At 71.1% G+C, this 11545-nt stretch carries 10 protein-coding genes and 2 pseudogenes; 8 read left to right on the plus strand and 4 right to left on the minus strand.

Annotated features, from left to right (window positions below; genetic code table 11):
- Positions 1–510: pseudogene (locus tag MXD58_RS10420) on the minus strand (hypothetical protein); the annotation flags it as partial.
- Here MXD58_RS10420 and MXD58_RS10425 point away from each other — a divergent pair.
- From MXD58_RS10425 to MXD58_RS10450, 6 genes are all read left to right on the plus strand, one after another.
- Positions 479–1708 (plus strand): cytochrome P450, encoded by a 1230-nt coding sequence (locus MXD58_RS10425; protein ID WP_248838967.1) that lies wholly within the window; start codon positions 479–481, stop codon positions 1706–1708. The pseudogene MXD58_RS10420 and the gene MXD58_RS10425 overlap by 32 nt on opposite strands.
- Positions 1709–1757: 49 nt before the next feature.
- Positions 1758–2546 (plus strand): enoyl-CoA hydratase/isomerase family protein, encoded by a 789-nt coding sequence (locus tag MXD58_RS10430; RefSeq protein WP_248838966.1) that lies wholly within the window; start codon positions 1758–1760, stop codon positions 2544–2546.
- Entirely contained in the window at positions 2543–2758 is a 216-nt protein-coding gene (locus tag MXD58_RS10435; protein ID WP_250609257.1) for a nuclear transport factor 2 family protein, read from the plus strand. The genes MXD58_RS10430 and MXD58_RS10435 overlap by 4 nt, the downstream gene beginning before the upstream one ends.
- Positions 2759–2805: 47 nt before the next feature.
- Entirely contained in the window at positions 2806–2949 is a 144-nt protein-coding gene (locus tag MXD58_RS10440) for a hypothetical protein (RefSeq protein ID WP_308301939.1), read from the plus strand.
- Positions 2946–3746, plus strand: coding sequence for a hotdog domain-containing protein (locus tag MXD58_RS10445; protein ID WP_248838965.1), 801 nt, complete (start codon positions 2946–2948; stop codon positions 3744–3746). Before MXD58_RS10440 ends, MXD58_RS10445 begins: the two co-directional genes overlap by 4 nt.
- Before the next feature lie 116 nt (positions 3747–3862).
- Positions 3863–4291, plus strand: a complete 429-nt coding sequence (locus MXD58_RS10450; RefSeq protein ID WP_248838964.1) for a nuclear transport factor 2 family protein — start codon at positions 3863–3865, stop codon at positions 4289–4291.
- A 15-nt stretch (positions 4292–4306) separates the two neighbouring features.
- Here the strand turns inward: MXD58_RS10450 and MXD58_RS10455 are convergent, their stop codons facing one another.
- Both MXD58_RS10455 and MXD58_RS10460 read right to left on the minus strand, forming a co-directional pair.
- The gene (locus tag MXD58_RS10455) at positions 4307–5323 is read right to left on the minus strand and encodes an LLM class flavin-dependent oxidoreductase (RefSeq protein WP_248838963.1); all 1017 of its coding nucleotides are present in this window, start codon (positions 5321–5323) and stop codon (positions 4307–4309) included.
- Positions 5324–5329: 6 nt separating this feature from the next.
- Complete coding sequence (locus tag MXD58_RS10460) at positions 5330–5992, minus strand: TetR/AcrR family transcriptional regulator (protein ID WP_248838962.1); 663 nt, start codon at positions 5990–5992, stop codon at positions 5330–5332.
- Between the two features lie 756 nt (positions 5993–6748).
- On the opposite strand from MXD58_RS10460, the gene MXD58_RS10465 reads away from it, so the two are divergent.
- Together MXD58_RS10465 and MXD58_RS10470 are read left to right on the plus strand one after the other, a co-directional pair.
- Positions 6749–8473 (plus strand): class I adenylate-forming enzyme family protein, encoded by a 1725-nt coding sequence (locus MXD58_RS10465; RefSeq protein WP_248838961.1) that lies wholly within the window; start codon positions 6749–6751, stop codon positions 8471–8473.
- An 89-nt stretch (positions 8474–8562) separates the two neighbouring features.
- Entirely contained in the window at positions 8563–9603 is a 1041-nt protein-coding gene (locus MXD58_RS10470; RefSeq protein WP_248838960.1) for a TIGR03617 family F420-dependent LLM class oxidoreductase, read from the plus strand.
- Positions 9604–9857: 254 nt separating this feature from the next.
- Here the strand turns inward: MXD58_RS10470 and MXD58_RS10475 are convergent.
- Positions 9858–11061, minus strand: a pseudogene (locus MXD58_RS10475) (acyl-CoA dehydrogenase family protein).
- Positions 11062–11545: the final 484 nt, after the last annotated feature.

Genomic DNA, 11545 nt, shown 5'->3' on the forward strand with positions numbered 1-11545 from the left:
GTGCAGCGCGGCACCGAGTTCGGTCGCGGCGGCGGCGGCCACGTCGGCGCGCAGGCCGAAGCCGTCGAGCGCCTCGGGCACGCAGAAGGCCGGCAGGCCGAGTTCGGCAAGCACCGGCCACCGCCCGCGCCACCGCGGGTCCGGAGTCGGTGTCGTCACCTGTCGGCTCGTGTCGAGCGCCGCGCGCAGGGCATCGCGAAGTGCGCCGACATCGTCTGTGGGGACGTCGGGGGCAGCGGTGGTGATCAGAACGGCGTCAACTCCTGTGCCTGTGACGGCCTGCGTCGGCGCGAAACTCGACATTGGCATCGACTTCGATAATCTGGCGGCGACGCGTCCGCCGTCAAGCTGGGCCGGGGTGGTGGCCGCTGCTACTGTCGATGTCGATATCAGTTTCAATGTCCGGCCGGGTCCGGCCGGGTCCGGCCGGCGCTGGCGCTGGCGCTGGCGTGGGCGATGACTTCGAAGGGACCAGGTCATGGATATTGAGGCGGCGGCCAGCGTCTTCACCGATCCCCGCGCCTATGCCGACAACGAGCGGTTCCACGCGGCCGCCGCGCTGCTGCGGCGCGAGTCGCCGGTGCACAGGGTAGAGCATCCGAACTTCGCTCCTTTTTACGCCATCACCCGGTTCGAGGACGTGATGGCGATCGCCCGGCGCTCCGACGTCTGGATCAACGCGCCGCGGCCCGCGCTCGGCCCGAAGCCCAAGGATGGCAAGGCGGTCGACATCCCGGTCCGGACGCTGGTCCAGATGGACGCCCCGGACCACCCCGTCTACCGCAACATCAGCGTGGACTGGTTCAAGCCGCTGGGGGTGCGCCGGCTGCGGGGCCGCGTCGCCGAGCTGGCGAAGCAGTACGTGGACAAGATGGCCGACCTCGGCGGCGCCTGCGACTTCTCGGTCGACATCGCGGCAAGCTATCCGCTCTACGTGATCCTTTCACTGCTCGGGCTGCCGGAGGAGGACTTTCCCCGGATGCTGAAACTCACCCAGGAGGTGTTCGGCGCGAACGACGCGGACCTGGCCCGCGCGGACGAGCCCGACGACACGAGCATGGCCGCGCTGATGGAGTTCTTCCTCTATTTCCAGACGCTGATCCACGAGCGGCGCGCCCACCCCACCGACGACCTCGGCTCGGTGATCGCCAACGCGACCATCGACGGTGAGCTGATCGGTGAGCTGGAGGCGGCCGGCTACTACACGCTGATCGCCACGGCGGGGCACGACACCACCAGCGCCGCCCTGGCCGGCGGGCTGCACGCGCTGCTGGACCACCCCGCGCAGCGGGAGCGGCTCGCCGCCGACCCGAGCCTGGTCCCCACCGCGTTCGACGAGATGGTCCGCTGGGTGTCGCCGGTCAAGCAGTTCATGCGTACGGCGACGCGGGACACGGTCGTGGGCGGTGTTGCGATCGCGGCGGGGGAGTCGGTGCTGCTGTCCTACCCGTCGGCCAACCGGGACGCCGACGCCTTCGACCAGCCCGACGTCTTCGACGTCGGCCGCACGCCCAACCGCCACCTGGCCTTCGGGGCCGGCGTCCACTACTGCCTCGGCACCCACCTGGCCAGGCTCGAGGGCCAGGCCCTCTACGCCGAACTGATGCCCCGGCTGACGTCGGTCGAGCTCGCCGGCGCCGCCGAGTACGTCGAGACCCTCTTCGTCGGCGGGCCCAAGCGGCTGCCGATCCGCTACACCCTGTCCTGACCGTGGCGGGGGAGATCCCGGCCGCCCGCGGATCCACAGAAGGAGTGTCATGACCGAAGGTGCCCCCGTCCTCGTGGAGGCGCGCGGCGCCGTCCGGGTCGTCACGCTGAACCGTCCCGACGCCCTCAACGCCGCCGACGAGACCCTGCACGCGGCGCTGGCCCGGGTGTGGCCGGAACTGGACGCCGACCCGCAGGCCCGCGCGATCGTCCTCACCGGCGCGGGCAGCGCCTTCTCCGCGGGCGGTGACCTCGCCCTGCTGGACCGGATGACCAGAGACGCCGAGCTGCGCGCGGCCACCATGGCGGAGGCCGCCGACATCGTCCGCGGGATGACGGCCGTGCGAATCCCGATCGTCGCGGCGGTCAACGGGCCGGCGGTCGGCCTCGGCTGCAGCCTGGCCGCCCTGAGCGACCTGGTCGTCGTCGAGGAGCACGCCTACTTCGCCGACCCGCATGTGGCGCTCGGGCTGGTCGCCGCGGACGGGGGCGCCCTCACCTGGCCGCTGCTGACCAGTCTGCTGCGGGCGAAGGAGTTCATCCTGTTGGGTGACCGACTGCCGGCCGGCGAGGCGCTGCGGCTCGGGCTGGCCAACCGGGTCGTCCCGACGGGCAGCGCCGTCACCGTCGCGTTGTCGCTCGCCGACCGGCTGGCCGCGCTGCCCCCGCAGGCGGTGATCGAGACCAAGGCCGTCCTCAACGCCGCCCTGCACCGCTCGCTGGCGTCCTCGCTGTCGGCCGCCCTCGACCGCGAGACGGAGTCGTTCGACGAGCCGGCGTTCCAGGCCAACCTCGCGTCGATGCTGGCCCGCGCCGCCGGCCGGGCGAGCCGGCGATGAGCGAGGTGGAGCCGGCGGACCAGTTCGCCGTCCGCGCGACCCTGGCCCGGTACTGCCACCGCTGCGACGACGGTGATTTCGCCGGTCTCGTCGAACTGTTCACGGCGGACGGCGTCTTCGTCCACGGCGACCAGACCGTTCGTGGCACGGCCGAGCTGCTCGCGTTCTTCGAGGGCACGCAGGGTAAACCCCGCAGCGGGGCAAGCACCTGACGGTCAACACGCTGCTGGAACCCGCCGGCGTCGGCCGGGTCCGGGCGGTGGCCGACTTCGTGTTCCTGCGCTACGAGGGCGATGGGAGGGTTCCGGCGATCGTCGGACGCTACTGCGACGAGATCGTCCGGGTCGACGACGGGTGGCCGATCGCGCGGCGCGAGGTGCGGACCGTCGAGAAACCCGGATGAGGACAGTCGTGCATCCCTTCACCCGCCTGCTGGCGCTCGGCCTGGGCCGGGACGGAGCGGCGGTGACCGCCCGCGGGCCGGTGCGCCCGGAGTCGTTCCTGCCCGGCTCGAGCCGGATCCGGCTCGCGGTGCTGGCGACGATGGTGGACGTCGTCGCCGGTCAGACGCCGAACGGCCCGGACCTGCCGGCGACCGGTTCCACCATGGACCTGCGTTGCGTGCTGCTGGGGCCGCCGCCGGCCACCGGGTACGTGCACCTTCGGTGCCAGCCGCTGCGGGTCGGCCGCCGGGCCGTCGTCGCCGAGACCGAACTGTTCGCCGCCGAGCCCGGCCCCGGTGCCGCGCCGTTCGCGCGGGCCGTGTCCACCTACGTGGCATGGGACACCGGCGCGGGGGCGGCCACGGGCCCGCCGCCGGTGGAGCCGGTGGCCGGTGGCTCCTTCGACGCGTACCTCGGCGCCCGGTGCCACGACGCGCACACGCTCGTGCTGGACCGCTCGGACCGGGTCACCAACGGCCCGACGGGCACCGTCCACGGCGGCGCCCAGGCGCTGCTCGCCGAACTCGCGGCGGAGCGTGTCGCGGGCGGGCCCGCCGTGGCGGCGGGGGAGCGGCGGGTGGTCGCGACGGACCTGGACATCCGCTATGTCGACCGGCTTCGGATCGGCCCGCTCGTCGCGTCCGCCCGGGAACTGCCGGCGGCGAACCAGGCCCCGCTCGCAGTGGTCGAACTCCGCGACGCCGGCGCCGACGACCGGTTGGTGAGCCAGGCGACCGTGACCTTCGGCTATCTCTGACGTCCCACGGATCGGCTGTCCCACGGATCGGCTGTCCCACGGATCGGCTGTCCCACGGATCGGTTGTCCCCCGGCGTCCAGCCGGATCCCCGCAGGACCGGACCCCAGGAGGAACAGTGCTTCCCTCACCCGAGGACCAGGTGGCCATCAGTGGCCTCCTGGCCCGGTACTGCCTGACGCTTGACCTCGACGACGTGGCGGGCTGGGTCGGGCTGTTCACGCCAGAGGCCAGCTACCTGGTCTACGGGCGATCCTTCGACGGGCACGACGCGCTGCGCGCGATGATGACCGCGGCTCCCGGCGGACTGCATCTCGGCGGCCCGCCGGTCATCGACATGCTCGGACCGGACCAGGCCCGCACCACGCGGAACCTGCTGTTCGTCGACCGCTCCGACGGTGTCGCCCGCAACGCCGTCTACACCGACGATCTGGTGCGGACCGCGGAGGGCTGGCGGATCAGCCGGTGCCGCTGCCAGTTCATCACACCGGAGGGCCTGTCGGACCGTCCCGCCCGTGCACGCAAGCCCAGCCCGGACGTCGCCTGACCGTCGCACCCCGGCTCATCGCTGTCCCGCCGGCGGCGTCGGGGTGCGCGGGAAGTGGGCGGCGACCTCCTCGGCGAACAGGTGAAGGGTGTCGTCGCCGGCCCGGTCGTGGGTGATGAACGCGAACGTGGTGAAACCGGCCTCGACGAGTTCGGCGATCCGCTCCCGGACCCGCTCGGGCGTACCCGTGAAGCCACCCTCGTCCAGCCCGTAGCCCGGGTCGCCGAAGCGCCGCCGTGCCAGCGCGGCGGCCTGCTCCAGCCGGTCCGCGGGCGCGATCGCGAGTACACCCTCGACGGAGCGTCGGATCGTCGCCGGGTCCCGGCCGATCCGCTCGCACTCGGCGTCCAGGGCGCGGCTCGCCTCGCCGATGCGGCCGAGCGCGTACGTCGGGACGTTCCACACGTCGGCATAACGGGCGACCAGGGGCAACGTCCACCGCGGTCCCACGCCGCCGACGTGGATCGGCGGTCGGGGCCGCTGGACGGGGCCGGGCAGGTTGGGCAGGTCCCGCACGGTGTAGTGGCGTCCCTCAAAGGTGGTGCGCTCGGACGCGAACATCCGGGTGATGATCTCCAGGGCCTCGCCCAGCCGCTCGCCGCGCTCCCGCGCCGAGCCCCAGGGGAACCCGGCCGCCAGGTGTTCCTGCTCCACCGAGCCGCTGCCGAGACCCAGCTCGACCCGTCCACCGGACACGACGTCGGCCGTGGTCGCCATCTTCCCGAGCAGCGCGGGGTGGCGGAAGTTGTTGCAGGTGACGAGGTGGCCGACGCGCAGTCGGGTGGTCCGGGCGAGCAGCGCCGTCGCGAGTGTCCAGCCCTCCAGGCTGGGCACCGACGGAAGGCCCGGGGCGTACAGGTGATCGAACAACCAGAACGAGTCGTAGCCCAGCCGTTCACAGAGGAGGGCCCGATCGAGCAGGGCATCGAAACCGAGAGCCACCTGTGGCAGGTACACGCCGAACTCGATGCCGACCGGCCGCGCGGCGTTCGCGTGCGGGCCGCCGGCGGCGCCGGAGGTGGCGGTGACCATGGGTGATCAGTTCCCTTCAGTGGGTGCCGGCAGGCTCGACGTCGATGAGACCCGCGGCCGTGCCTCGGGGTGGTAGTGGTAGATCAGCCGAATCACGGTGTCGACCTGCTCGTACACGTTGTCGATGGCCATCCGCTTCATGATCCAGTTGCGCATCGAGTGGTCGAAGACCGCGCTGACCGTCCGCACGATGGCGTACTGGTCGGTGCTCAGCGGCCCGCCCAGCGTGCCCTCGACCGTCCTGGTGAACACTGCCTGGGTGGAGTTCGAGATGGCCGCGGCATAAGGATCCGTCGTGGCATGAAGAATGGTCATGAAACGGAAGAACCGCGGCTGCTGTTCGAAGGCGCTGATGACCTGCCGGAATATCTCGCTCAGCCGTTCGGCCTCGGTGGCGCCGGCCGGGACGAACTTGTCCAGCTTCATCTTCAGAACGGACTGCCATTCGATGAAGGCGACCGCGAGGAGGTGCTCCTTCGACGCGAAGTACCGGTACAGGGTGCCCAGCGCGACACTGGAGTCCCGGGCGAGGTCATTGATCTTTATATCCTCGTAGTCGCTGCGGGCCAGTGACTGGAGCGCGACCCTGATGATGCGCTGGCGCCGGGCGAGCTGGTCCTCGTTCAGCGTCTCCGGCGCCGGCGGACCAGCGATCTGCAAGGTGAGCATCCCTTCCCGCGGCGTTCCAACCGGCCGTGGCGAGGAACGCATGTCCACCTGTCGAGGCGCATTTTATCATACAGGTGTTCCGCTTGGTGGAGTGCGGTCGCTGATATCCAACCCTGGGAAAGGACAGCTCGCCGCGTCGAATCCGTCTCGCTCCGCGACGGCTCTACCTCAGGTCAGATGAAGAACGACTGAAATAGTTAGATGCCGCCATGGTCGGCGCCCCGACGACAGTAGAACGCTGCTTCAGTCTGGTCAAGCGGAGCGGTTGAGCCGGCTATTGCGGCGGGGAGTCGGTGGCTCTAGTCGCGTCGGAGACCTTGGCCGAGGGGGCAGCGCCGAAGTCCCCGGATCGCAGGGGAGGATGGGGTGATCCAGGCCCGCCAGGCCCGCCAGGCCCACCGGCCGGGCGCGACGGTCCGGCAAGATTCCGTCGCTTGTCCGGCGCATTTATTGACATCCGGTGAGCGGCGTTCTAGCGTGACGCACCGATCGCCTCTGATCTCCGACCTGTCGTTTCATCGTCAATGCGAACGACGGAAGAAGATCGCCGCCCAAGCCAGCCGCCCTCGCCCGGCCTGGTGATGGTTGTGGGCGGTGTATCGCGCGCCGTCCGCCGGCCCCCGTCCACCGTGCCACTCGTGGCCGGCGGAGCATGCCCCGCGCCGGGGACCGTCGCCGCGCGCCATCCACCGTCGCCGGCACCGGCGACGGCGCTTCGATGCCGATGCCGATGACCTCCGAGGAGTGGACACCTCCATGGCTCAGACAACCCGGCCAGGCCTGTCCCACCTGAGCTGGCCGGGCGCCGCCGACCTGCCGCCTGATGTCGCGGACTCCCTGCTCGGCCCTGGCGCGCCCTTCGAGCTCGGCGAGGAGCAGGTGCTGGGGCATGCGCACACCGTCTTCCTGCGGCGTCCCAGGACCCTGCGGCAGGCGCTGGAGTCCCAGCGCGGGAACGCGCCGGACCTGCCGTTCCTGGTCTCACCGGAGCGCGTGTGGAGCTACCGGGAGGCGATCGAGGACATCGACGCCCTGGCCGTCCTCCTGCGGGAGCGCTATGGCGTGGGTGTCGGTGACCGGGTCGCCATCGTCGCCGCCAACGACGCCGAGTACGCGATCCTGATGTGGGCGGTGGTCACCCTCGGCGGGATCATCACGAGCCTGAACGGCTGGTGGACCACCCCGGAGCTGGACTATGGCCTGGAACTCGCCGCGCCGACGCTGGTGGCCGGGGACGCCCGGCGGCTCGCGCGTCTGCGGGACAGCTCCCGGGCGGCCGCCCTGCCGGTCCGCCGGTTCGACGAGCTGCGGGCGCAGGCGCGGGAGTTCGCGGGCAGGGCCCCCGCGCCGGCGGCCAGCACCGAGGACACGCCGGCTGTCATCGTGTTCACCAGCGGCACCACGGGACGGCCCAAGGGGGCGACCCTCTCGCACCGCAACATTCTCGGCGGGACGATGTTCGGGCGTCTGCGGACTGCGCTGGCGCTGGCGCTGCGCCCCGCCTCGGCCGAGCCTCCGTCGTCGTCACCGCCGCCGCAGGCTGGCATGCTCGTCTCCAGTCCCATGTTCCACGTCTCGGGTCTGGCAGGGATCTTCATTACGGGTACCAGTACCAGCTCGAAGCTCGTGTTCGCACCGGCCGGTCCGTGGGATCCCGCGGTCACGATGCGGCTCACCGCCGAACACCGGATCACCGCCTGGTCCGGCGTGCCGACACAGTTCTGGCGGATCCTGCGCCATCCCGACATCGAGACCTATGATCTGCGCTCGCTGGTGTCCGTCGGCTCCGGTGGTGCGGTGTTCGCCCCCGAGCTGGTCCGTGCGCTGCATGACCGGTTCCCGGGCATCGCGCTGGGCAACGGCTATGGCATGAGCGAGACCGCCGGCCTGGGCACCCAGATCAGCGGCGGCCCGTTCCTCGAGTCGCCCGACTCCGTCGGCTCACCGATCCCCACCACCGAGATCGAGATCCGGGGCGAAGGCGGCGAGGTCGTGCCGGCGGGAGAGGTCGGCGAGATCCACCTGCGGTCGCCGTCGGTGTTCCTCGGCTACTGGGAGAACCCGGCGGCGACCGAGGAGGTCCTGGACGGGAACCGCTGGTACCGCACCGGCGACTACGGGAGTGTCGCCGGTGGGCGGCTGTACCTGCACAGCCGGCGCCGGGACCTGATCCTGCGCGGCGGCGAGAACATCTACCCGATCGAGATCGAGAACCGTCTGATCGAGCATCCGGACATCGCCGACGTCACCGTCATCGGCGTCGACCACGCCGAGCTGGGCCAGGAGGTGAAGGCCTTCGTCGTCCCGCGCGACGGCGCGGTCCTCACGGTGGAGCAGGTGCGCACCTGGTGTGCCAGCACCCTGGCCCGTTTCAAGATCCCGGCACTGGTGGAGTTCCGGGCGTCGCTGCCGTACACCAGGACCGGCAAGGTCCTGAAGAACGAGCTGGAGCGGGAGGAGCGGGATCGCTCCCGGTCGTGAGCTGCCGCTCGGCTTGGCCGGCGTCCCAGGGGTGCGCCCGCGTCGAACCATCATGTCCCCTGGCTGACTTTGGAGATCTTGGAGGTAGTGTGCAGATCGACGCTTTCGGTGGCGGCTCGACCCTCGGCGGGATCAGGACCAGCGCGCGCCGGGTGCAGGACGCCGGGTTCGACGGGCTCTGGATACCGGAGAGTTCCGCGTCGCCCTTCACGTTGAGCGCGGCCGCGGCCGCGGCGACCGACCGGCTGGCCCTGGGGACCGGCATCGCGGTGGCCTTCGCGCGCAGCCCCATGGTGACCGCCCAGGATGCGTGGCTGCTGGCGGAGGCCACCGGGGGCAACTTCCACCTCGGTCTGGGCACGCAGGTCAAGCCGCACATCGAGCGGCGCTACTCGGCGGAGTTCCAGCCCCCGGGGCCGCGGGTCAAGGAGTACGTGCTGGCGCTGCGGGAGATCTTCGCCGCCTTCGCCAAGCGCTCGAAGCTGTCCTTCCAGGGGGACTACTACTCGTTCTCGCTGCTGACGGACGAGTGGAGCCCGGGCCCGCTGACGGTCCCCGACCCGCCGATCTACCTCGCCGCCGTCCAGCCCTACATGTGCCGCGTCGTGGGGGAGGTCGCGGACGGCATCAAGATCCATCCGCTGCACACCCTCGCCTACCTGGACGCGGTGGTGCGGCCGAACCTGGCGGCGGGCTGCGAACGGGCCGGTCGGTCGGTCGACGAGGTCAGCCTGGTCTGCCCGGTCATGACCGCGGTCAGCGACGACGAGCAGTCGCTGGCTCGGCAGCGGGAGCAGCTGCGCACGCGGCTGGCCTTCTACGGATCGACGCCCGGTTACGACATCGTCTTCGAGCGTTCGGGCTGGCCCGGCGTCGGCGCGCGGCTCACCGAACTGATGCGGGCCCGCGACTACCCGCAGCTGGCCGCCACCATCACCGACGAGATGCTGGACGCCTTCGCGATCACCGCCTCCTGGTCCGATCTGCCAAAGGCGCTGGCGGAGCGCTACCGGGGGCGGGCCTCGCGGGTCGTCTGCTACTCGACGCTCGAGCAGTGGAGGCAGGATCCGGACAGCATCGACCGGTGGAAGGACGTGGTGTCGGAGTTCAAGCGGCTCGCCACCGACTGACGCCCGCCCCGGGGCCCGGTCCGGTCGCCTCGACCGGACCGGGTTGACGGGTGCGGGTAACCCCGAGAGGCTTAGACCACGGCGACGAGATCCTCGCCGAGATCGGCCTGGGCCAGGACTCCGTCATCGACCTCAAGGTGCGCGGCGTCGTCGCCTGAGCCGGCCGCTGTCCCGCGCTGGTAGCGGCCGGTCGCCCGAGTGGAACGCTCCCGCGGCCGGCCGGCCGCGGGAGCGCACGCTGAGGACGGATCCGGTCAGCCTCGACGGACGTCGCGGAACGGGACCTGGCGGTCCGGTGCCGGCTCCCGCGGCATGCCGAGCACCCGCTCGCTGATCACGTTGCGCGCCATCTCCGTGGTTCCGCCGGCGATCGACGCGACCTGGCGGATGAGGAAGTCCGTGCCGACGTCCACGAGATCGGTGTCCTGGCCGTCCCACGCCGCGCCGGCCGGGCCCGCGAGCTCGAAGGAGATCGAGGTCGTCCGCTCGCTGGCGACGCCATGGAAAAGCCGTCCGACCGCCGCGGACTGATCCGACACCCGCCCCGTGGCCATCGCCGTCGAGAGCCGGTCCGCCAGGGCACGCCCGGTGGCCGCGAGCGTGTAGGCCTCCCCGACGAGGTCGCGGGCGAGCGGGTCGTCCCCGCGCCCGGCCGCCGCTGCCGCCGCTCGTGGCGAAGTGCGAGCTGAAGCCGAGCCGCTCGTGGAACAGCCAGCGGACGGCGACGCTCCACCCGCCGTCGATCTCGCCGACGCGGTAGGAGTCCGGGATCCGCACGTCGGTCAGGAACTCCTGGCAGAACTCGCGCGAGCCGCTGACCAGCTCGATCCGGTGGACGTCGATCCCGGGAAGATCGATGGGAAACATGAACACGGTCAGGCCGCGGTGCTTGGGGACATCCCAGTTCGTGCGCGCGAGACACAGCGCCCAGTTCGACCACCACGCGCCGGTGGTCCAGATCTTCGAGCCGTTGAGCACCCACTCGTCGCCTTCGCGCACGGCGGTCGTCACGGCCCCGGCGAGATCCGAACCGGAGTTGGGTTCGGACAGGAACTGCATCCAGATCTCGTCGCCCCGCAGGATCGCGGGTAGATGCTGCGTCTTCTGCTCCTCGGTACCGAACTCGAGCAGGACCGCGGCGCACTGGGCGATCGACGGCGACTGCAGGTGCCACGGGTACTCGTGGCCGCGCAGTTCCTCGTTCAGGATCGCCTGGTACTCCGGGGTGAGCCCCTGCCCGCCGTACTCCCGGGGGAAGCAGATGCCGGCGAGCCCGGCGTCCGCCAGCAGACGCTGGATCTCCTGCCCGCGCGCCACGGCGGCGAGTTCCTCCTCGTCGCTGCGCCCGCCGCGCAGGCTCATCACCCCCGACTCGCCCGCGGGGCCGAGGTTCGCGCGCACGAACGCCCGGGCCCGGTCGCGGAAGCTGGCAAGGCTCTCGGCAGCGGTCGAACTCATGATTCCCCAATCCCACGCATCGGCTGTCGGCTTCTCCCGCCGCGCAGATCGAAGCGGCTCCGGCACGGCACGGCACGGCCGACTCGCTCCCCCCGCGCCGGTGGCGCTGGCGCGGGCGTCACGATCGGACGACCAGGCCTGCGGGCCGTTCGTTGCCTGCGGTGCGTCCGGTCGGTAGGGTCGACTAAAATCGATATCGACATCAAAACAGATTCTAGCAGCGGGCGGCGGCGCACAACTGCCGTCGGGCGCGTCCAGCGGCGAGGCTGGTCCGCCCGGCAGGCGTCGCCGACCTGGTCCAGGGCCACCTTGTGTGGTATCGCGTTATCCACAGGCAGGCTGACGGTTGATCGGTTGGTCGACCGTCACTCTGTCCGAACCGTTGGGAGAGGTGTCGTGTCCCGATCCATTGACTATCCCGTGTTCGACGCGGACAACCACATGTACGAGACGACCGATGCCTTCACGAAGTACCTGCCGGAGA

The sequence above is a fragment of the Frankia sp. AgKG'84/4 genome (genome assembly GCF_023242965.2).
In the GTDB taxonomy this organism is placed as follows: domain Bacteria; phylum Actinomycetota; class Actinomycetes; order Frankiales; family Frankiaceae; genus Frankia.